This window comes from Janibacter anophelis NBRC 107843 (assembly GCF_001570945.1).
GTDB classification, from domain to species: Bacteria; Actinomycetota; Actinomycetes; order Actinomycetales; family Dermatophilaceae; genus Janibacter; species Janibacter anophelis.
Genome location: NZ_BCSQ01000046.1, coordinates 1 through 21,370 on the forward strand (window position 1 = coordinate 1; position 21,370 = coordinate 21,370).

21 protein-coding genes and 1 pseudogene are annotated in these 21,370 nt (G+C 69.8%); 18 read left to right on the top strand and 4 right to left on the bottom strand.

All coding sequences use genetic code 11. From position 1 onward, the window contains the following. Positions 1-546: pseudogene (locus tag JAN01S_RS17175) on the top strand (hypothetical protein); the annotation flags it as partial. Positions 547-551: 5 nt separating this feature from the next. Continuing rightward, the gene (locus JAN01S_RS12180; RefSeq protein WP_169797224.1) at positions 552-4,940 is read left to right on the top strand and encodes a type VII secretion EssC family protein; all 4,389 of its coding nucleotides are present in this window, start codon (positions 552-554) and stop codon (positions 4,938-4,940) included. Here JAN01S_RS12180 and JAN01S_RS12185 read toward each other — a convergent pair. Further along, positions 4,937-5,677, bottom strand: a complete 741-nt coding sequence (locus tag JAN01S_RS12185) for a winged helix-turn-helix transcriptional regulator (RefSeq protein WP_244884838.1) — start codon at positions 5,675-5,677, stop codon at positions 4,937-4,939. The genes JAN01S_RS12180 and JAN01S_RS12185 overlap by 4 nt on opposite strands. Between JAN01S_RS12185 and JAN01S_RS12190 the strand changes: the two genes are divergently transcribed. The 5 genes from JAN01S_RS12190 to JAN01S_RS12210 all read left to right on the top strand — a co-directional run bounded on the left by JAN01S_RS12190 (position 5,676) and on the right by JAN01S_RS12210 (position 8,238). Then, positions 5,676-6,062 carry a nuclear transport factor 2-like protein gene (locus JAN01S_RS12190; protein WP_068318664.1) on the top strand — a complete coding sequence of 129 codons (387 nt, stop codon included), beginning with the start codon at positions 5,676-5,678 and terminating at the stop codon, positions 6,060-6,062. The genes JAN01S_RS12185 and JAN01S_RS12190 overlap by 2 nt on opposite strands. Before the next feature lie 68 nt (positions 6,063-6,130). Next, positions 6,131-6,391 carry a TfoX/Sxy family protein gene (locus JAN01S_RS12195; RefSeq protein ID WP_280513187.1) on the top strand — a complete coding sequence of 87 codons (261 nt, stop codon included), beginning with the start codon at positions 6,131-6,133 and terminating at the stop codon, positions 6,389-6,391. A 76-nt stretch (positions 6,392-6,467) separates the two neighbouring features. Next, complete coding sequence (locus JAN01S_RS12200) at positions 6,468-7,454, top strand: IS481 family transposase (RefSeq protein WP_068318667.1); 987 nt, start codon at positions 6,468-6,470, stop codon at positions 7,452-7,454. A 180-nt stretch (positions 7,455-7,634) separates the two neighbouring features. Next, positions 7,635-7,907, top strand: coding sequence for a WXG100 family type VII secretion target (locus tag JAN01S_RS12205; protein ID WP_157075723.1), 273 nt, complete (start codon positions 7,635-7,637; stop codon positions 7,905-7,907). Between the two features lie 52 nt (positions 7,908-7,959). Continuing rightward, positions 7,960-8,238, top strand: a complete 279-nt coding sequence (locus JAN01S_RS12210; RefSeq protein WP_157075724.1) for a WXG100 family type VII secretion target — start codon at positions 7,960-7,962, stop codon at positions 8,236-8,238. A gap of 89 nt (positions 8,239-8,327) precedes the next feature. Here JAN01S_RS12210 and JAN01S_RS12215 read toward each other — a convergent pair whose 3' ends face one another. Next, positions 8,328-8,546 (bottom strand): biotin/lipoyl-binding carrier protein, encoded by a 219-nt coding sequence (locus JAN01S_RS12215; RefSeq protein WP_068318674.1) that lies wholly within the window; start codon positions 8,544-8,546, stop codon positions 8,328-8,330. 98 nt (positions 8,547-8,644) lie between these two features. Between JAN01S_RS12215 and JAN01S_RS12220 the strand changes: the two genes are divergently transcribed. Beyond that, positions 8,645-9,835 carry a cytochrome P450 gene (locus JAN01S_RS12220; protein ID WP_068318675.1) on the top strand — a complete coding sequence of 397 codons (1,191 nt, stop codon included), beginning with the start codon at positions 8,645-8,647 and terminating at the stop codon, positions 9,833-9,835. Between the two features lie 220 nt (positions 9,836-10,055). Here the strand turns inward: JAN01S_RS12220 and JAN01S_RS12225 are convergent, their stop codons facing one another. Both JAN01S_RS12225 and JAN01S_RS12230 read right to left on the bottom strand, forming a co-directional pair. Continuing rightward, on the bottom strand, positions 10,056-11,150 hold the full coding sequence (locus JAN01S_RS12225) for an inositol-3-phosphate synthase (RefSeq protein ID WP_068318676.1): 1,095 nt from the start codon (positions 11,148-11,150) through the stop codon (positions 10,056-10,058). Beyond that, positions 11,147-11,755 (bottom strand): PadR family transcriptional regulator, encoded by a 609-nt coding sequence (locus tag JAN01S_RS12230; RefSeq protein ID WP_244884839.1) that lies wholly within the window; start codon positions 11,753-11,755, stop codon positions 11,147-11,149. Before JAN01S_RS12230 ends, JAN01S_RS12225 begins: the two co-directional genes overlap by 4 nt. 254 nt (positions 11,756-12,009) lie before the next feature. Between JAN01S_RS12230 and JAN01S_RS12235 the strand changes: the two genes are divergently transcribed. From JAN01S_RS12235 to JAN01S_RS12280, 10 genes are all read left to right on the top strand, one after another. Continuing rightward, a complete protein-coding gene (locus JAN01S_RS12235) occupies positions 12,010-14,316 on the top strand; it encodes a transglycosylase domain-containing protein (protein WP_068318677.1) in 2,307 nt (768 codons plus the stop codon). Between the two features lie 17 nt (positions 14,317-14,333). Further along, positions 14,334-15,638: a glycosyltransferase family protein gene (locus tag JAN01S_RS12240; protein WP_169797225.1), complete on the top strand. Its 1,305-nt coding sequence runs from the start codon at positions 14,334-14,336 to the stop codon at positions 15,636-15,638. Positions 15,639-15,806: 168 nt separating this feature from the next. Continuing rightward, the gene (gene rpsF, locus JAN01S_RS12245) at positions 15,807-16,094 is read left to right on the top strand and encodes a 30S ribosomal protein S6 (protein WP_068318683.1); all 288 of its coding nucleotides are present in this window, start codon (positions 15,807-15,809) and stop codon (positions 16,092-16,094) included. A gap of 77 nt (positions 16,095-16,171) precedes the next feature. Continuing rightward, positions 16,172-16,783: a single-stranded DNA-binding protein gene (locus tag JAN01S_RS12250; protein ID WP_068318684.1), complete on the top strand. Its 612-nt coding sequence runs from the start codon at positions 16,172-16,174 to the stop codon at positions 16,781-16,783. 95 nt (positions 16,784-16,878) lie between these two features. After that, positions 16,879-17,115 (top strand): 30S ribosomal protein S18, encoded by a 237-nt coding sequence (rpsR, locus tag JAN01S_RS12255; protein WP_007925814.1) that lies wholly within the window; start codon positions 16,879-16,881, stop codon positions 17,113-17,115. A gap of 29 nt (positions 17,116-17,144) precedes the next feature. Next, complete coding sequence (rplI, locus tag JAN01S_RS12260; RefSeq protein WP_068318685.1) at positions 17,145-17,591, top strand: 50S ribosomal protein L9; 447 nt, start codon at positions 17,145-17,147, stop codon at positions 17,589-17,591. A gap of 148 nt (positions 17,592-17,739) precedes the next feature. Continuing rightward, entirely contained in the window at positions 17,740-18,303 is a 564-nt protein-coding gene (locus JAN01S_RS12265; protein WP_068318687.1) for a hypothetical protein, read from the top strand. Then, complete coding sequence (locus JAN01S_RS12270; RefSeq protein WP_068318690.1) at positions 18,300-18,890, top strand: OmpA family protein; 591 nt, start codon at positions 18,300-18,302, stop codon at positions 18,888-18,890. The genes JAN01S_RS12265 and JAN01S_RS12270 overlap by 4 nt, the downstream gene beginning before the upstream one ends. A 96-nt stretch (positions 18,891-18,986) precedes the next feature. Further along, the gene (locus JAN01S_RS12275; protein WP_068318695.1) at positions 18,987-20,597 is read left to right on the top strand and encodes a DUF3352 domain-containing protein; all 1,611 of its coding nucleotides are present in this window, start codon (positions 18,987-18,989) and stop codon (positions 20,595-20,597) included. A 140-nt stretch (positions 20,598-20,737) separates the two neighbouring features. Next, positions 20,738-21,370, top strand: coding sequence for a hypothetical protein (locus JAN01S_RS12280; protein ID WP_068318696.1), 633 nt, complete (start codon positions 20,738-20,740; stop codon positions 21,368-21,370).

Here is a 21,370-nt window from a genome sequence, read left to right on the forward strand (position 1 = left end):
CCGCCGCCCCCACCACCGCCCCCGCCCCCGCCGCCGCCGGAGCCGGTCGTCGACTGGTCCTCACCGTCGACGTGGCCGCTCTGGGCGCAACTGCTCGCCGTCTTCGCCGGCGTCCCGCTCGTCGTCGTCCTGCTCACGCCGCTCGTCAGCACCGTGCGCCGAGCCGTCCGAGCGCGCCGGGGCACCCCGGACCGCAGGGTCGGCCGTGCCTGGAACGACCTCGTCGACGAGGCCCGGGCACTTGGTCACCGCACGCCCGCCGGCGGCACCCGCGTCGAGCAGGCGCGGGCGCTCGGCGTCGCCGTCGATGCCGTCCCGGCCGCCGTGCGGGCCAACGCGCTGGTCTTCGGCGAGGCGCCCCCCGACCTCGCCGCCGTGCGTGGCTGGCAGCTCGAGCTGCGCCGGGTGCGGCGCAGGATGCGCCGGGAGACCCCCTTCGTCCGCCGGGTCCGCACGACCTTCGACCCACGATCGATGCTCTCCCGGCACGAGGACATCGGTCTGCACGACTCCACCACCGCCCCCAGCCGGAAGGCGCTTCGATGAAGCTGATGTTCACCCTCCGCGGGTCCGACAACCAGGACACCGACCTCGTCGCGACCGTCGACGGACGCACGACCGTCGGCGACCTGGCCGAGCACCTCGTCCTCGCCGACCCGCAGCGGCAGGGCTCCGGCAGCTACGAGCACTCCGACCTGGGCCAGACGACGCTGGCGCTCGTGGACGAGAACTTCCGGGCGGTGGACCCCCACACGACCGTGCAGGAGTCCGGGCTGCGCTCCGGCGCGCACCTGGCGGTCACCCACCGCTCGTCCGGGTACAAGGACACCGAGGCGCCGATCGCCGTCGCCCGGGTGGTCGCCGGACCCGACACCGGACGCGAGTACCCCCTCCAGCGGGGCACCTCGCACGTCGGGCGTGGACGCGGCTGCGAGGTGCAGATCAACGACGCCTCCGTCTCCCGGCGCCACGCCAAGCTGCTCGTCGCCGACGTCGTCGAGGTGACCGACCTCGGCTCCTCCAACGGTGTCGTCGTCGGGGACGAGCAGGTCGACCGCGCCATCCTGCGCGAGGGCGAGACATTCACCATCGGTGACACGACCTTCGAGATCTCGGCACGCACCCCCGCCGCCGGGGTGACGACGACCGAGTCCGGCGACGTCGCGTTCACCCGGTCGCCGCGGATCGCGCCGGTCTACCAGGGGCTGCAGTTCGAGGTGCCGGAGCTGCCCGAGCGCGGCAAGCCGCAGCGCATCCCGCTCGCGATGATGATCGTGCCCGTCTTCATGGGCGCGACCCTCTTCGCCATCACCCGCTCGCGCTTCACGATCATGTTCATGCTCATGATGCCGATGATGATGCTCGCCAACGCCTGGGAGTCGCGTCGGCGGGTGCGCCTGGACTTCGAGGAGGCGATGGAGGACTTCCGCGAGGACGTCGGCTACCTCGTCGAGGACATCGAGACGGAGCTCGACCGGGAGCACGACACCAGGCGCCAGGAGCACCCCGCGGTCGCGGAGTTCGGCCGGGCGGTCGCCGCCCACCACCCGCTGATGTGGACCCGCCGACCCGGGGAGCCCGGCTACCTCGAGTACCGGCTCGGCCTGGGCGTGCGGCCCAGCCGCAGCGAGATCAAGTTGCCCAAGATGGGTCGCACCCGCGCAGAGGCCTGGCTCGAGGTCTCCACCCTCATGCAGGGTCTCGGCGTCGTCGCCGACGTGCCCGTCACGGCCCACCCCCTCCTCGACGGCGCGATCGGTGTCTCCGGTCCGCGCGAGGCGGCCCTCGGGCTGGCCCGCTCCCTCGTCGTCCAGACGATCTCCGCCCACTCGCCCGCCGAGGTCGTCCTGTGCGCGCTCGCCTCGACGACCTCCGCGCGCGACTGGGACTGGCTGAAGTGGGTGCCGCACACCTCCTCACCGCAGAGCCCCTTCGACGTGCAGCAGACGGCGAGCTCCGGACCGGGCTGCTCGGCGATCATGGAGCAGATCGAGTCGCTCGTCGCCAGCCGGACCGAGCGCGATGCCGCGGCCCGCCCCCCTTCGGTCGTCGTGCTCGTCGAGAACGACGCCCCTGTGGAGCGTGCGCGTCTCGTCCAGCTCGCCGAGGCGGGGTGGAAGGCCGGCGTCATCGTCATCTGGGTCGCTCCCGTGACCGAGCAGCTGCCGGCGGCGTGCCGCACCTTCGTCGAGGTCGCCGACTCCGGGCACTGTCGGGTCGGGTTCGTCGGGCCCGCGCAGGTGGCCACGGACGTCCAGGCGGACCTCATCCCCGTGGCCGAGGCCGTCGCCGTGGCCCGCCAGCTGGCGCCGATCACCGACTCCAGCGCTCTCGCCCAGGACGACTCCGACATCCCGCGCTCAGTGTCCTACCTCGCACTGGTCGGCACCGAGATCGGCCACTCGGAGATGGCCGTCATCGAGCGGTGGAACGAGAACCGGTCCATCCTCACCGGCCGCCACGCCCCGCCCACGCCCAGCCGCAAGCCGGGCTCCCTTCGAGCCGTCATCGGGCAGTCCGCCTTGGGGACGTACAGCATCGACCTGCGCACCGACGGGCCGCACGCCCTCGTCGGTGGCACCACCGGTGCCGGCAAGTCCGAGCTGCTCCAGGCGTGGATCCTCGGCATGGCGACGGCCAACAGCCCGCAGCGGGTGACCTTCCTGCTCGTCGACTACAAGGGCGGGTCGGCCTTCCGCGACTGCGTGCAACTGCCGCACACGGTCGGCATGGTCACCGACCTGTCGCCGCACCTCGTGCGCCGAGCCCTGGAGTCGCTGTCCGCGGAGCTGCACTACCGCGAGCACCTGCTGGCCCGCTTCAAGGCCAAGGACCTCGTCGAGCTCGAGCGAAGGGGGGAGGTCGACGCCCCGCCGAGCCTGATCATCGTCGTCGACGAGTTCGCCGCGCTCGTGCAGGAGGTTCCCGACTTCGTCGACGGTGTCGTCAACATCGCCCAGCGCGGCCGCTCGCTCGGCATCCACCTGATCCTCGCGACGCAGCGCCCCGCGGGCGTCATCAAGGACAACCTGCGGGCCAACACCAACCTGCGCATGGCGCTGCGCATGGCCGACACCGACGACTCCTCGGACGTCCTCGGCACCCCCGAGGCCGCGTACTTCGACCCCGGCCTGCCGGGACGCGCGATGGCGAAGTCCGGCCCCGGTCGCCTGACCTCCTTCCAGACGGGCTACGCCGGTGGGTGGACGAGCAACACCCCGCCGCCGCCGGACATGCTCGTCTCCACCCTCGCCTTCGGTGCACCGGTCAATTGGGAGCTGCCGGCCAAGGAGAAGGGGGACGAGGAGGCCGATCTCGGACCCACCGACATCCAGAGGGTCGTCGAGACCGTCGAGCGGGCCCGGGTCGAGGCGGAGCTGCCGATCCCACGCAAGCCGTGGCTGCCGGAGCTCGCGGAGGTCTACGAACTGGCGAAGCTGCCGACCGAGCGTCGTGACGACGAGCTGGTCATCGGTATCGCCGACAACCCCGCCGACCAGAGCCAGCCGGCCATCTCCTTCCGCCCCGACGTCGAGGGCAACCTCGCCGTGTTCGGGGCATCCGGCTCGGGCAAGAGCTCCTTCCTGCGGACGATCGCGATCGCGGCCGGCTTCACCGTCCGCGGCGGTCCGTGCCACGTCTACGGCCTGGACTTCGGCAACCGGGGCCTGGGCATGCTCGAGGACCTGCCGCACGTCGGCAGCATCATCTCGGGTCAGGACGAGGAGCGGGTCAAGCGCCTGATCACCATGCTGCGGGAGATGATCGACGAGCGCGCGGTCCGCTACTCCAAGGCCAACGCGACGACCATCACCCAGTACCGCAGGCTCACCGGCCAGACCGACGAGCCGCGGATCTTCGTCCTCGTCGACGGGCTGACCGCCTTCCGCAATGCCTACGAGTCGGCGGGCGCGCTGATGAAGTGGCTCGATGCCTTCACCTCGTTGCTCTCCGACGGGCGACCCGTCGGCGTGCACTTCGTCATGTCGGTGGATGCCCGCAACGGTCTGCCGGTGTCGATGGGCTCGTCCGTGCAGTCCCGCTTCGTGCTGCGGATGGCGACCGAGGACGACTACTCCTTCCTCGGTGTCCCCACCGACGTGCTGACGCCGGAGTCGCCCCCGGGACGAGGGATGTTCAAGAAGCGCGAGGTGCAGGTGGCCGTGCTCGGTGGGACCACCGACGCGTCCGAGCAGTCGCGCATGGTGCGGGGATTCGCCGACACGATGATCAAGTCGGGTGCGCGACCGGCACCCGCGGTGGCCTCGCTGCCGGAGACCGTCCCGGCGTCGAGCATGCCGGCGCAGGTCGACGGCCTGCCGGTGGTCGCGATGAGCTCCGACGAGCTGGCCCCGGTGGCGATCGACCCGCGCGGTGGGTTCGTCGTCACCGGACCGCCCGGCAGTGGTCGCACCACCGCGCTCATCCAGCTGGTGCAGGCCATCACCCGATGGAACCCGCGGACCCAGGCGCACCTGATCACCCTGAGGCGCAACTCCGAGATGCTCTCGATGCCGCAGTTCGAGACGACGGCCACCCGCGAGGAGGACATCAAGGAGCTGTGCACGATGCTCAAGGAGCGGGCCCTCGACGAGACCTCACCGCCGCAGCTGCTCATCGTCGAAAAGCTCGATGACCTCAACTCGCCGCCCTACCAGTCGCCACTGCAGGAGGCCATCAAGCCGCTCGTCGACAACGACCACTTCGTCGTCGGTGAGGCCGACCCGAGTGCGCTGACGACCGGGATGGGCCTGCCCGGCCTGGTCAAGGCGTCGCGCTCGGGTATCGCCCTGGCCCCTGACGGGTCGGAGTCCTCGATGATCTTCAAGACCAACTTCCCGCCCCTGGCGCGCGTCGTCATGCCGGAGGGCAGGGGAGTCCTGGTCCGTCGCGGCCGGGCCCAGATCGTCCAGATGGCACTGCCCGAGGGGGCGCACTAGGTGTACTGACCGGGGACGTTAGTCGACGCTTGCGGCGCTGGTAGAACTCGCGTCAGGGCCGCGGCATCGCCGGTGACATCCACGCCCTGCGCGATAGCGGCGGGCAGAGGCATTGCGCCTTGTAGGAGGGCAACCAGTACCGGCCCGGGGCCTGTAACACCCGCCAGGGGGCTGACGTCGCGCCGGCAAGGGTCCACCGTGATGGTCCCGTCGGCGGCGGTGAGGTCGAAGCCGTCGTCGAAGGTGCCGAACCGGATCACGATCGGTGGCTCGTCCGGCCTGTGATCCGCGAGGAGGAAGCGTGCCGGTTGGCTGAGCCAGTGCATCTGGAAGATCGCATCACTCGGCGCGTCTGGAACCGTCGGTGCACCCCACTTCAGAAGCTCGCGCAGCACTCCGTCCAGGGCCCGGCCACGCTCGGTAAGCCGATACGTTGGCGTGCCCGGGGTTCCTGGGGCGGGCTCGCGGGCGACGACACCGTTGGTCTCGAGGTCCCGCAGACGCTGGGTGAGCAGGTTCGTCGCGATGCCAGGCAGGCCGCGCTGGACTTCGCCAAAGCGCAATGCGCCCCCGATCAGCAGCTCACGCACGATCAGGAGAGTCCACCGGTCACCGACGACATCCAGGGCGCGAGCGATCGAGCAGAGCTGTCCGTAGGACTTCACCTGAACCCCCTTGACTTTATCAAGTGCCTGCTTGAAAGTATCAAGCACCATTCTCACACCAAGGAGAGCCATGCCCGCCACCCTGTCTTCTGCCGCACCTCAGACCCTCAAGGACTATTACCGGATCCTCGAGTCCGGCATCGACAGTTACCAGGACGGGGCTGACCTACGACCTCTGCTGCATGACCACCTCGACTTCACGGGCTCCCTCGCCGGACACCTCCCCGACGCCACCGATGGCTTCCTGGGCGGGGTTGCCGGTTTCATTGCGACGGTCAAGCAGATCGAGATCATCCACGACGTGCACGGCCCTAACGGCTCCGCCGTGCTCTACACGGCGACCATGCCCGGCGGTCCCATGACCTTCGCGGAGTTCTTCACCTTCGACGGCGGACGCATCGCGTCCTTGAACCTTCACTACAGCGGCCCCGAGTACATCGAGAAGGGTGGACGATGACAGCACAGAAGGACCTGGTCGAGCGAGTTCGTGACGCGCTAAGAGCTCGCAACCCTCGTGAGGTGTCGATGTTCGGGGGAGTGTCGTTCATGGTCGAGGACCGGATGGTCGTCGCCGCTCGTCGGGAAGGGACACTCCTGCTACGCATCGACCCCGCTGACGCGGAGGACCTACTCGCCCGTCCTGGTGCTCACCCTGCGCTCATGGGTGCAGACCGCCCCATGGGCGACGGCTGGATCAGCATTGAACAGGCCGCCCTCCAGGGACCTGGGCTCGAGTCCTGGCTTGCGCCAGCACTCACCTTCCACGCAGCGCAAGGCTCCAAGTAGAAGTCTCTACTCCAACTCCATCATCCGGTGGGCGGTCGCAAACGCGGCCGGCCACCGATCTATCTCAGGAGGCACTTTGAGTCATCGCAATGCCGCACTGACCCCACGTCATCGTCTACGAGTCGCCCGCCTCGTCGTCGAGGAAGAATGGCCGATCAGCGAAGTCGCTGCCCGCTTCCAGGTGTCGTGGCCAACCGTGAAGCGGTGGGTCGACCGCTACCTCGCTGGCGAGCCGATGCAAGACCGGTCGTCACGTCCGAAGTCCTCTCCGAACAAGACGAGCAAGAAGACGACTAAACGGTGCGTGAGCCTACGAATGCGCCTGAGGGAAGGGCCTGTTCAACTCGCAGCCCGACTCGGCATCGCCCCGGCCACGGTCCACCGCATCCTCACGACCGCGCGCATGAATCGACTTTCCTACGTCGACCGTGCCACCGGCGAGCCGATCCGCCGATACGAACACGACCACCCTGGCTCGCTCGTGCACGTGGACGTCAAGAAGCTCGGGAACATCCCCGACGGTGGGGGCTGGCGATACGTCGGGCGACGTCAAGGATCGAGGAATCGTGCCGTCACTCCCGGCAAGCCGAAGAACAAGTGGCGCAACCCCAAGCTCGGGTATGCGTTCGTGCACACAATCATCGATGACCACTCGCGCGTCGCCTACACCGAGGTTCACAACGACGAATCCGCTGTCACCGCCGTCGGAGTCCTGCATCGAGCGGTCGAGTGGTTCGCCGACCGAGGGGTCGCTATTGAGCGCATCTTGTCCGATAACGGTGGTGCGTACCGCTCTCACCTGTGGCGAGACACGTGCGAGGCTCTATCGATCACTCCGAAGCGAACGCGGCCATACCGCCCACAGACCAACGGCAAGGTCGAGCGATTCCACCGCACCATGGCCGACGGCTGGGCATATGCGCGCTGCTACACGAGCGAGAAAGAACGCCGCGATGCCCTCACCGACTGGCTCCACGAGTACAACCAGCACCGACCGCACACCGCCTGCGGAGGCCAGCCGCCCTTCTCACGATTGATCAACGTCCCCGGTCAGTACAACTAGGCATCCAAAACGGTTGTGCCACAACGGGTTTCGTCATGAAACCGAACGGGCGGAGGGAAGGGGGAGTTCTCCCCATGTGCGAATCGCGCAGGTTTCCCTAGTGTTGACCTCAGTCGGGCAGGACAAGGCCCGAGGGGAAAACAAGATCCAGAACCAGCAACAACAACGCAGGAGGACAAGATGGCTTGGCTCGGAATGAACCTCGAGGTCGTCAACGGGGAGCTGCCCAAGTGGACGAATCTCTCGGAGGAGCTGAACGGCGTCATCACCGCCGTCAACACGCAGGTGCAGGCGGCCAACGAGGCCTGGAACGGTGCCGACTCGGAGAAGTTCGTCTCCGAGTGGGAGGGCACCCACCGCCCGCAGCTGGAGAAGATCAAGGCCATGATCGACCAGCTCAGCGACCAGCTGCAGTCCGACATCGCCGAGCAGGAGCGCATCTCCGGCGCCTGAGCCGAGATCGCGCACACCACCCCAGACCACACAGACCTGAAGGAGAATTGACATGGCACTGAACGAGGGAATGGACACCGACAAGGTCCGCGACGTGGCGAGCCAGCTGACCACCCAGTCCGGCAAGATCGGTGAGGTCGTGCAGAACGGCACCTCGCAGGCCGGCACCCTCGCCGAGAACTGGCTGGGCACCGACTCCGAGCAGTTCGCCGACGCGTGGCAGAACGCCGCCAAGGCGCTCCAGAGCGCCCAGGACTCACTGGACGCCTACGCCAAGGCCGCCGTCCAGCAGGCCGACGACCAGGACCGCGGGTCCGGCAAGGGCGCCTGAGACCGGCTCCCACCGCACGAAGGGGGGCGGTCCGACCACGAGGTCGGACCGCCCCCCTTCGTCATGCCGGGATCCGCGGACGCGGGTGGTCAGTCGTCGATGACCACGAGGACCTCGCCCTCCTGGACGACGTCACCGGCGGTCACCTTGACCTCGAGGATCCGGCCGCTGCGCTCGGCGAGCACGGGGATCTCCATCTTCATCGACTCGAGGAGCACGAGCTCGTCCCCCACGGCGACGACCTCGTCGTCCGTCACGTGCACGGCGATGACATTGGCGACGAGCTCCGATTCGACCCTGTGACCCATGCCACTGAGGTTAGACCAGAGCCGCTCGACCTCGTGCACCTGCTCCCCGGTCCGCGGCTCGCTTCCGACTGGACGAGCCACCCGGCGATGATGGACGGATGGACGCTGTCGACCTCTCCGCCCCGGACCTCCTCGACGACCCCTACCCGCTGCTCGCCCGGTGGCGGGCCGACGGCCCGATGCTGCGCGCACAGGACGGCCGATGGGTCGCCACCACCCACGCCGCGGTCAGCGCCACGTTGCGGGACCGGGGGATGGGGCGCATCTGGTCCGACTGGCAGCCCGTCGACCAGATGGAGCCCTTCAACACCCTTCATCGCAACCAGTTGATGGAGAACGAACCGCCCACGCACACGCGCATGCGCCGGCTGCTCGCGGGGGCCTTCGCCAAGGGGCACGTCGAGCGGATGCGACCGCGGATCGAGCGGCTCGCCGACGCGCTCCTGGACGAGCTCGACCCGACGCGGCCGGTCGACCTGCTGGCCGCGTACGCCGAGCCGATGCCCGTCTTCGTCATCGCCGACCTGCTCGGGGTGCCGCGCGAGGACCACGTGCGCCTGCGTGACTGGTCGCAGGCGATCGTGCGCATGTACGAGCAGGGTGTCGACGAGGAGGTGCGCGGTGCGGCAGTGCGCTCCAGCGAGGAGTTCGCCGCCTACACCCGCGACGTCATCGAGCAGCGGCGTCGCCACCCCGGTGAAGACCTCGTGAGCGACCTCATCACGGCGCGCGACGCCGGCGGTGGGTTCAGCGACGACGAGCTCGTCGCGACGGTCATCCTGCTGCTCAACGCTGGCCACGAGGCCTCGGTCAATGTCTTCGGCAACGGGGTCAACGCCCTGCTGGCCCACCCCGACGAGCTGGCGAGGATCACCGCGGGCGAGGTCCCCGTCGCCACCGCCCTCGAGGAGCTGATCCGCTTCGACGCGCCCCTCCAGCTCTTCGAGCGCACCGCCACCAGCGACGTCGAGGTGGCCGGTGCGCTCGTGCGGTCCGGCGAGGTGGTCGCCTGCCTCATGGGCTCGGCCAACCGCGACGCGGCCGTCTTCGGTGACGACCCGCGCACCGGAGCGGACGCCTTCGACGTCTCCCGCGACCCGAACCCGCACGTGGGCTTCGGACTGGGGCGGCACTTCTGCCTCGGGGCACCGCTGGCGCGCGTCGAGCTGGAGATCACGGTCCGACGCCTGCTCGAGCGCTTCCCCGGCGTCACCCCTGCCGCCGCTCCGCCGCGTCGGCCGACCTGGGTCCTGCGCGGGCTGGAGTCGCTCGACGTGCACCTCGCCTGACGCCCGTCGAGCCAGGAGGGGTCCGTCCGGCTCGATCGCACCTCGACCGGTCACACCTCGACCCGACGAAAGGAGTGCCGCGCCCGGGCCCTGAGCCCGCGCCACCTCGGAACCCCGGATACGAAGAACCGCGCATCTCCCCGGGGAAATGCGCGGTCCTTGCTCCGGTCAGCGCTCGAGCCGATGACTCGCGCCTCCCTTCGCTCCTGCGTCGCTCCGGTCAGCGCTCCTCGGTACCTGCGATGAAGGCCTCCAGGCGCGCCCGGCCCTCGGTGTCCTCACGCTGCTCCGGCGGGGACTTCATGAGGTAGCTGCTCGCGGAGAGCAGGGCGCCGCCGACGCCGCGGTCCTTGGCGATCTTCGCCGCACGGATCGCGTCGATGATGATGCCGGCGCTGTTGGGGGAGTCCCAGACCTCGAGCTTGTACTCGAGGTTGAGCGGCACGTCGCCGAACGCGCGACCCTCGAGGCGGACGTAGGCCCACTTGCGGTCGTCCAGCCAGGCGACGTAGTCCGACGGGCCGATGTGGACGTTGCGGTCGTCGGCTCCGACGCCGGCGAGCGGGCCGTCGAGGTTGGACGTGACGGCCTGCGTCTTGGAGATCTTCTTCGACTCCAAGCGCTCGCGCTCGAGCATGTTCTTGAAGTCCATGTTGCCGCCGACGTTGAGCTGGTAGGTCCGGTCGAGGACCACGCCGCGCTGCTCGAAGAGCTTGGCCATGACGCGGTGGGTGATGGTCGCGCCCACCTGGCTCTTGATGTCGTCACCGATGATCGGGACGCCCGCGTCCTCGAACTTCTTGGCCCACTCCGGGTCGGAGGCGATGAAGACCGGCAGGGCGTTGACGAAGGCGACGCCCGCGTCGATCGCGCACTGCGCGTAGAACTTGTCCGCCTCCTCGGAGCCCACCGGCAGGTAGGAGACGAGCACGTCGACGTCGGCGTCCTTGAGCGCCTGGACGACGTCCACCGGCTCGGCCGGCGACTCGTCGATCGTCATCGCGTAGTACTTGCCGATGCCGTCGAGGGTGTGGCCGCGCTGGACCGTGACACCGGTCGTCGGGACCTCAGCGATCTTGATCGTGTTGTTCTCCGACGAGTTGATCGCCTCGGAGAGGTCCTTGCCGACCTTCTTGTCGTCGACGTCGAAGGCAGCGACGAACTGGACGTCCTTGACGTGGTAGTCGCCGAAGGTGACGTGCATCAGGCCGGGGACGCTGCCCTGCGGGTCGGCGTCCTTGTAGTACTCGACACCCTGCACGAGCGAGCTGGCGCAGTTGCCGACGCCGACGATGGCGACACGGATGGAACTCATGGGTTCTCCTTGGTGGGGGGCGGGTTGAAAGCGGGGTGGGAGGGGTCGCTGAGGGTGCCCGGACGGGCCTGCGGTCCACGGCGCTCGGCGTCGATCAGCTCGTCGAGCCAGGCGACCGCACGCTCGGTGGCGTCCTCGCCGTGCGCGGCCAGGGCGGCCGACCACCGGTCCGTGCGCACCGACCCCTCGGGCGTGCGCATCGTGTCCAGCTGCTCGGCGAGCCGGGCGCGGCGACCCTCGAGGATGCGCAGGCGCACCTCGCGCTCGGTGCGGGCGAAGAAGGCGACCCGCACGTCGAAGGCGTCATCGGCCCAGCTGCCGGGGTCACTGCGGCGCGCGACCTGGGCGAAGACGTGACGCCCCTCGTCGGTGATCGTGTAGGTGATCCGCTGGCGTCGGCTGGTCGTCGTGCCCGGCTCGTCGCGGTCGACGCTCACGAGCCCTTGACCTTGCAGGCTTGCCAGGCAGGGGTAGAGCGTGCCGAAGGACAGGGCGCGGAAGGCGCCGAGCCGGGTGTTGAGGCGGCGGCGCAGCTCGTAACCGTGCAGGGGGTCCTCGTGGAGCAGGCCGAGGACGGCGAACTCGAGCATCTCGCGGCGGCGCACGTCCACTCCCTTCGCTCGCGTCGAGGTGCACCGGACGTGCCCGGTGCCGTGTGAGCGTACCCGATGTATCGGGGTGATACATCGGGTTTCGGAACGGGCGCGTCGGGAGATGCGTTCATACTGGGAGCGACGCCCACGTCGACCGCTGTCCAGAAGGTGCCCCGATGTCTCATTCACCCCGCTCCCGCGTAGAAGCGCGGTCTCGCCGACACAAGGCGACCCGGCGGAACGGCCGACGGCGGTGGCGGGGGTTGATGCGCAAGGTCCTCATCGCCTTCGCCGTGCTGGTGGCCCTCGGCATCGGTGCGGTGGTCGCCGCCTATCTGCTCATCGACATCCCGAAGCCCAACGACCGGGCCGTGCAGCAGGCCTCCGTCCTCTACTACTCCGACGGCAAGACCGAGATGGACCGGATCGCGACGGTCAACCGCGAGGCCGTCGAGCTCGACCAGATCCCCGACCACGTCCAGCAGGCCTTCATCGCGGCCGAGGACCGCAGCTTCTACGAGAACCGGGGCATCTCGCCCAAGGGCATCTTCCGCGCGGTGAGCGGGGCGCTCGCGGGCGAGGACCGGGGTGGCGGCTCGACGATCACCCAGCAGTACGTGAAGAACTACTTCCTCACCCAGGACCAGACGCTCGAGCGCAAGGGACGCGAGATCCTTCTGTCGCTGAAGATCGACGGCGAGCTGAGCAAGGACCAGATCCTCGAGAACTACCTCAACACCATCTACTTCGGCCGGGGCGCCGACGGCATCCAGACGGCCTCCCAGGCCTACTTCGGCAAGGACGTCGACGAGCTCACGCCGGCCGAGGGGGCGCTCCTGGCGAGCGTCATCCGCGGCCCCTCCCTCTACGACCCCGCCCTCGGCGAGGAGCAGCAGAAGTTGGCCGAGGGCCGCTGGGAGTACGTCCTCGACGGCATGGTCTCCCAGGGGTGGATGACCGCCTCGGAGCGAGCTGACCAGAAGTTCCCGAAGACCACGGCGCCGAAGCGCTCGCAGGCGAAGTCCACCGACATCGGCTTCATCACCGAGGAGGTGCGCACCGAGCTGCGCACCCGGCTCGACCTGTCCGACGCGGACATCGACCGCGGTGGCTTCAAGATCGTCACGACCATCGACAAGAAGGCCCAGCGGGCCGCGGTCAAGGCGGTCAAGGAGCACCGGCCGACCGGCGAGCGCACCTCGGACCTGCACATCGGTGTGGCCGCCATCCAGCCCAACGACGGCGCCATCCGTGCAATGTACGGCGGCGCGAAGTTCGGCAAGGGCAAGTACGGCTACTTCAACTCGGCCGTCGACGGCAAGATGCAGGCCGGGTCGACGATGAAACCGTTCACGATGATCGCCGCCCTGCGCAAGGGCATCCCGCTCTACACGACCTACAGCGGTGCGAGCCCCTACTACAACAAGGCCTTCGTCTACGACGGCGAGAACGCCTCCGAGATCCAGCGCAACGGCGGCATCGTCAACTACGGCAATGCCTCGTACGGGCCGGTCAACATGCGCACCGCGACCCAGAAGTCGATCAACACGTACTACGCGCAGCTCAACCTCGCGGTCACGCCGGAGTCCACCGCCAAGTCCGCCAAGGATGCCGGCGTCGTCTCCTGGAACGGCGACAAGCGGGTGCCGATCTCCGAGGGGCCGGGCAATGTCTTCGGCACCGACTCCGTCCGGGTCATCGACATGGCCAATGCCTACGCGACGATCGCGGCCGAAGGGCGGCGCGCGACTCCCTACTACATCGCGTCCGTGACGAGTACCGGCGTGCACGACCTCGAGTACCAGGTGAAGAAGGACGTGCGTCGCGCCTTCCCCCAGGACGTGGCCCGCGACGCGATCCAGGCGATGAGCCAGGTCGGTCAGCCGGGCGGCACCGCCTACCCGACCGTGGCCGACCTCGGTCGGCCTGTCGGCGGCAAGACCGGCACGACCTCCGACAACTACGCGGCCTGGTTCGACGGCTTCACGCCCGGGCAGCTCGCCACGGCGGTGGGGATGTACAAGGGTGACGGCCGTCTGATCGAGAAGAACCAGCTCGTGAACCTCGGTGGATACGGCGAGATCACCGGTGGCACCGTCCCGGCGCGGATCTGGACCGACTTCATGATCGGGGCGCTCGACGGCGAGCCTGTGAAGAAGTTGCCCCCGGCCGGCAATGTCACCTACCGCCCGCAGACCGAGCGACCGAGCGACGCACCGCCGCCGATCACGACGACCCAGGCGCCGGCGCCACAGCCGACGACGACGCGGGAGCCGACCTCCACGTCCACCTCGTCGTCCACGAGCAGCACCTCGAGCTCCACGAGCTCGAGCAGCTCCTCGTCGAGCAGCTCCTCGTCGAGCAGCTCGTCCTCGAGCACCTCGTCGTCCACGTCCTCGACCACCTCGACGACCACGCCCCCGCCGACCACGACGTCGACGCCCCCGCCGACCACGACGTCGACGCCCACGACGTCGACGACCACCTCCGCCCCGACACCGCCGAGACCGACGATCACCCTGCCGACCGGTCAGGGCGGCGGCCAGGACGCCGACGGGCAGGGTTCGGACTAGTGCCCCGCGAGTGGTCGGTGCGCGACCTCCTGCCCGAGGACGCCAGCGCGGTCATCGGCGGACCGCTCGGTCGTCGCGCCGCTCCGCGGGAGCGTGGGCTGCCCCGACTGCTGCCCTTCGTCGTCGTGCTCCTCCTCCTGCCGATGTCCGGGGCGGTGTTGCGCCAGGGCCACTGCATGAGCAACGGGTGGAACGGCGATGACCAGTTCTGGCGGGGGTGCTTCTCCGACCTGCCGGCGCAGTACCAGCTCGCCGGGCTCGAGCGTGGCCTGCCCGGGTGGATCGCCGGAGAGGTGCGACTCGACCAGATGCCGCTGCTCTCGGGTCTGATGTCGGCCGTCGGCGGCCTCGTCCCCGAGGCGGGCTGGCTCGATGCCACGCGGTGGTACGTCGTGCTGTGGACCGTCGTCATCGCAGTCTGCCTGGCGCTCGCGGTCCGGTGCGTTGCCCTCATCCGGCCCCAGCGCCTCGACCTCGCGACGCAGCTGGCGCTCTCACCCATCCACATCGTCGCAGCCCTGTTGTCCCCCGACCTCGTCGTGGTCACCCTCGTCCTCGCGGCCATGCTCGCCGACGTGCGGCGCCGCCCCACGCTCGCGGGGGTGCTCCTCGGCCTGGCCCTGCTCGGCCACGCCTGGGTCGGGCTCGTCGCCATCGCCCTGGTCATCGCCGCCCGTCGGCTCGATCGGGTCCCCGAGACCGTGCGCACCGTCGCCGTCGCCGTCGCCACGGCGCTCGGCATCGCCGTGGTCCTGACCTTCGCGTCCACGGACATCGTCACCCAACCCCTGATGACCTGGTGGGGGGAGAAGCCCGGGTACGGCTCGGTCCTGCTGATCCCGGAACTGGCGGGACATCCGCTGCCCGACCGGGTCGCGCCGCTCTTCTCCCTCCTCGGCTGGGCCGGGGCGATCTGGGCGGCCGTGCTCATGGCCCGGCGGGCGTGGCGACCGGCGACCTGGGCGCAGGTCGCCGCCTTCGCGGTGCCGGTCCTCGCCCTCACCGGACCGTCGGTGCCGGTGCAGGCGGCGTTGTGGGTGCTGCCCCTGGCGATCCTCGCCGGCGTCTCGTGGCGCACCCACCTGGGCTTCGTCGCGGTCGAGGCCGTGCACGCCACCGCCCTGTGGCTGCACATCGGGGCCGCCTCCGACCCGGACAAGGGTCTGCCGCCGGCCTGGTACGCCGTCATCGTCCTCGGGCGAGCCATCGCGTGGTGCTTCCTGCTGTGGAGCATCTGGTACACCCCCGTCGACAACCCGGCGCCCCGTCCACAGCCCCTGCCTCCGCGCGGGGTCCGTCCACAGGAGCCGGCTGCGCTCTGACGTGCGCCTGCCGTGGGTGCACGCTTTGGTGCGAAGGGAGGGCAGCCGATACCCTGAGGCGTTCCCGGACTCGTCCCATCGCCCGATGGCGTGCCCGGGAACCGATGCACAACCCTCCTGTCACGGAGAGACCGTGACCGTTCAGACCGAAGGAGGCGGGTTATCAGCATGCGTCAGTACGAGCTCATGGTCATCTTCGACCCCGAGACCGACGAGCGGGCCGTCCAGCCGCTGTTCGACAAGTTCCTCACCGTCGTCACCAAGGACGGCGGCAGCGTGGACAAGATCGACCACTGGGGCCGTCGTCGTCTCGCCTACGAGATCAACAAGAAGGCGGAGGGCCTCTACGCCGTCGCCAACCTGACCTGCACGCCGGAGACGAGCAAGGAGCTCGACCGTCAGCTGGGTCTGTCCGAGCAGGTCATGCGGACCAAGCTCATGCGCCTCGAGGCCTGAGACCGGCCTCGATCCCCGAGTTGTCGGTACCCACCGACACACTCACCTGAGACGATCACCGATCGAGAAGGAACCCCATGGCAGGCGAGACCCCCATCACCGTCGTCGGCAACCTCACGGCTGACCCGGAGCTCCGGTTCACCCCGAGTGGTGCCGCAGTGGCCAACTTCACCGTTGCGTCGACCCCCCGCACGTTCGACCGTCAGACCAACGAGTGGAAGGACGCGGAGACGCTCTTCATGCGCTGCTCCGTGTGGCGCGAGGCCGCGGAAAACGTGGCGGAGTCGCTCAACCGTGGCACCCGCGTCGTCGTGACCGGCCGCCTCGTCTCCCGCTCGTGGGAGGACAAGGAGACCGGGCAGAAGCGCTCCGTCATGGAGATGCAGGTCGACGAGGTCGGCCCCTCGCTGCGCTACGCGACCGCCAAGGTCACCAAGACCCAGCGCGGTGGCGGTGGCGGCGGCCAGGGCGGCGGCTGGGGCGGCGGCCAGCAGGGTGGTCAGGGTGGCGGCTTCGGCGGCCAGCAGGACGACCCGTGGGCCACCGGCGGCCAGGGTGGCGCCCCGCAGCAGGCCGGCGGTTTCGGCGGCCAGCAGGGCGGCAGCCCCCAGCAGGGCGGTGCCCCGCAGGGTGGCCAGGGTGGCGGTGGCTGGGGCAACGCGCCCAGCTACGACGAGCCCCCCTTCTGATCGATCTCTCACGCTCGGCCCGTGCCGAGCACTGACACCACACCCATCCCGAGGACCAACCTCGGGCTCTCGTGAACACGAAGGAGAGCACCACGATGGCCAAGCCCGTAGTGCGCAAGCCCAAGAAGAAGGCCAACCCGCTCAAGGCGGCGAAGGTCGAGAACATCGACTACAAGGACGCGAACCTGCTGCGCAAGTTCATCTCCGACCGCGGGAAGATCCGTGCGCGTCGCGTCACCGGCGTCTCCGTCCAGGAGCAGCGTCGCATCGCGACGGCCGTGAAGAACGCCCGGGAGATGGCGCTGCTGCCCTACTCCTCGTCCAACCGCTGATCCGCGGCCGAGAAGACACAGGAGCAGACATGAAGGTCATCCTCACCCACGAGGTCTCCGGCCTCGGCACCGCCGGTGACGTCGTCGACGTCAAGCCGGGTTACGCCCGCAACTTCCTCTACCGCCGCGGCCTCGCCGAGCAGTGGACCAAGGGTGCGCAGAAGCAGGTCGAGGCGCTCGCCGCCGGCCGCGCCGCTCGCGCCGTGAAGTCCCTCGAGGAGGCCACCTCCATCAAGGGCAACCTCGAGTCGCAGACGTACACCGTCTCCGCCCACGCCGGTGAGTCCGGTCGCCTCTTCGGCGCCGTGACCAGCCGCGAGGTCGCTGCTGCCGTCGTCGCCGCCGGTGGCCCGGAGCTGGACCGCCGCACGATCGAGATCCCCACCCCGATCAAGAACGTCGGCCCGTCGGAGGCGCTCGTGCGCCTGCACCCCGAGGTCCAGGCCAAGGTCGCGCTGGACGTCGTCGCCGGCTGACCCTGCACGACCCCGAAGGGGGGACACCCGCCGTCGAGGCGGGCGTCCCCCCTTCGTCGTCCCGGTCACAGGGGAGTCCTCCCCCTGCCGCACCCCCCGGACCACCCCATAGGGTGGCCAGCGTTCGACATCGACCGGGGAGAGAGACATGCGCACACGTGCCATCGCGCTGGGGGCGGCCGCCGCCCTCGCGCTCAGCGGCTGCTCGATGCTGGGTGGGGACGACGAGGGGGCGGGCTCGTCGTCGTCGCAGACCTCGGGCGTCGTCACCGGCAATCCTGACGAAAACGGGGCCAAGACCGCCGGGATCGACCTGGAGAACCCGCCCGCGGCCATCGCCGAGGCGACGCTCAACGTCGACCGCGACGCCATCGAGGAGACGAAGATCGAGCTGCTCGAGCTGCGCCGGGACGACAACGTCATGCTGGCCACCTTCCGTCTGACCGGCTCGGGACGTGGCACGGAGAAGGCGTCGGGGTACGACCTGCTCGGGAACTCCTCCTTCGCTCCCGGCTTCATCGACATGAAGAACCTCGAGAAGTACCGCCACGTCGAGGACCTCTCCAGCGATGAGGTCGACGCGTCGGCGCCGCTGGGCCAACCGGTCTACCTCTTCACCGCCTTCCCGCTACCGCGCGATGGCGTCACCGCGATGGACCTGTGGGTGACCTCCGAGTCCCCGGCCATCGAAGACGTCCCGATGCCGCAATGATCACCGGCACCCGCGGTCGTGCCCTCGTCGCCGCCACGCTCGTCGCCCCCTTCGTCGTCGTGGGTGCCTCCTCCGCCGGCGCGGACGACGACGAGCCGCTGAGGATCGACAACCTGCCGAGCCTCTCCGACAGCGAGGTCAACGAGCACCGCAGCCCGATCGACGTCCCCGACGTGCAGGCGATCGACGTGCCGGACATCGACCCCTTCGAGCCCGAGGTGACGACCTCCGGTGGCAGCACCGTCGTCACCCTCGACACCGACGTGCTCTTCGAGTTCGCCGAGGCCGAGCTCGGCGAGAGCGCCCAGGATGCGGTCGTGGAAGCGATCGCGGACATCCCCGACGGCGCGCGGGTCACGGTCGTCGGTCACACGGACTCGGTGGGCTCCGACGCGGACAACCTCACGCTGTCCAAGGAGCGCGCTCGAGCGGTCGCCGACGTCATCGAGGACGAGCGGGACGACCTCGAGCTCGACGTCAGCGGCAAGGGGGAGAAGGACCCGGTCGCGGACAACGACAAGGGCGGCGAGGACAACCCCGAGGGCCGGGAGAAGAACCGTCGCGTGGAGATCCGCTACACGGGGTGACGGCCGGCGACCCGGGTGGGTAGTCCTCCCCATGTCGCATCGGGGCGCTCGACCGTAAGGTTTGGGTCAAGACGCCAGATCGACGGGGAGAACACCATGACCATGCCGCCCTACGGACAGCAGCCGCCCGTTCCCGGACCCGGCCAGCCGCCACCCCCCTCGGGCTACGGCCAGCCGATGCACCCCCAGCCTGCCTACGGTCAGCCGGCCGGCCAGCCCTTCCAGGGCCAGCCCCAGCAGCCCGGGCAGTGGGGCCACCAGCCGCCGCAGCAGCAGCCCCCGCGCTCCAACAAGGCCCTCAAGTGGGGTGCCTTCGGCGCAGCCGGCGTGCTCTCGCTCGGCCTGCTCGGCGGCGGGGCGATCTACGCCTTCAGCAAGGTCAACGGTGGCGGCCCCCAGCCCGAGGCGGCGCTGCCGGCCACGACGTTGGCCTTCGCCAAGATCGACCTCGACCCCTCGGCGGAGCAAAAGCTCGACGCCTTCCGGTTCGCCCGCAAGTTCCCCGGCGCCCAGGACCCGCTGGCCGGCATCGACGAGAACGCCGACCTGCGCAAGGAGCTCTTCGAGGAGCTGCAGGACGACGGTGAGTTCCCCGGCGTCGACTACGCCCAGGACGTCGAGCCGTGGCTGGGTCAGCGCATCGGCATGGCGCTCGTGCCGGCTGCCGACGGAGGCGAGCCCGAGGCCGTCATGGCGCTGGCCAGCACCGACGAGGACGCCGCCAGGGCCGGCCTGTCGAAGATGACGGCCGACGGCGGCTACTGCAGCGTGCAGCCCGACTTCGCCATCTGCGGTGACGAGCAGTCGGTCGTCGACAAGGCGGTCAATGACGCCAAGAACGCCTCGCTCGAGGACAACGCCAACTTCGCGCAGGACATGGACGACCTCGGTGAGGACGGTGTGGCGACCGCGTGGTTCGACGGTACCCAGCTGGGCGAGCTCGAGAGCGTCGTCGGGGTGGCCCCGGCCGGCGACTCCCAGACCCAGGGTCGCTACGCCGTCGCCCTGCGCTTCGACGGCCCGACACTGGAGCTGGCCGGCCGAGCCAATGGCCTGCCGGCCGGCAGTGTGCCCGGTGGTGACGGCACCTCGATCGGTGACCTGCCGAGCAGCACCGTCGCGGCCTTTTCGATCGCGGGCCTCGACGAGTCGATCCGCAAGGCCTGGCCGGAGCTGGACAAGAACGCCCGCTCAGCCCTCGGCGACGACTGGCAGGAGGGGCTGGACTCCTTCACGAGCGAGACCGGCCTGTCCGTCCCTGACGACCTGGCCAGTGCCGTCGGCAGCGACACCTCGATCGCCATGGGCCCCAGTGCCGACACCCCGAAGGTCGCCTTCGTCAGCAATGGTGACCGCGGCCTGATCGACAAGGTCGTCGGCGCGACCGGCAGCTCCGCGAGCAGCTCGCCGCTCACGGTCAAGGACGCCGGCAACAACCGGACGGTCGTCGCCACCGACGCCGGGTACGCCGACGAGATCGCCGGCACCCAGGGTCTGAGTGACTCCGACGCCTTCAAGGACGCGGTGCCGGACGCCGACAAGGCGGGTGTCGTCGGCTACGCCGACATCGGCAAGCTCGTCGAGACCTTCGGCTCGGAGATGGACGACGAGACCCGGGCCAACCTGGCTCCGCTGTCGGCCGTCGGGTTCGCGATGTGGGGCGAGGACGACCACGCCGACTTCACGCTGCGCCTGACGACGAAGTGATGTCGCGACCGGCCGTGCCGGTCACCGGAGGGGGTCTCGCCGCGGGCGGGACCCCCTTCGTCGTGCCGTGTGCCCGGAGGGGTGGGCTCCGCTGACTTTCGCCGACCGGAGCCAGCGGGCAGTATGCAGGGGTGACTTCCATGGAGCAGACCGAGCGCACCCCTGAGCAGCGGGCCGGGTACTGGCGCGGCATCGGACAGGTCGGCACCCAGCACGGGGCGGTCGGCGATGCCGACGAGCCGGCGCTGTGGCCCGGTGGTGCCTCCGCCTACATCGTCGTGACGACCCCGCACTCCGGCATCGTCGCGACCGATGGCCTGAGCGACTCCGGCGAAGGGGGCGGCCCCGGACTCGGCGTCGAGCTCTACGTCGAGGGTCGTGAACTCGTCTCCGGCCCGATGGGCGAAGGGCGGTGGCTCACCGGCGTCCTCGAGGAGGCGGCCGGCGCGCTCGCCGGCGCGGGCGAGAGCCTGGGCCGCGCCCTCGCCGACCACGCGGTGCTCTCGCTGGAGCTCTCGGACGAGCACGCGCCGGACGGGTGGGCCTCGGACGGCCGCCTGGGTGCGCTCGTGGGGGTGGAGCTGCCGGGTCGCCCGGCGCAGTTCCCGGTGGATGACGCCACGGTGCGCGTGCTCACCGTCGTGCCGCTGCGGCCCTCGGAGCTGGCCGTCGTGCGGGCCGAGGGCGCGGCCGGCCGTGCCCGCGTGGCCGAGGGGCTCGCCGGCCAGGGGTGGCACTCCTACGCCGACAGCACCCGCCCCGCGGTCGTCTGA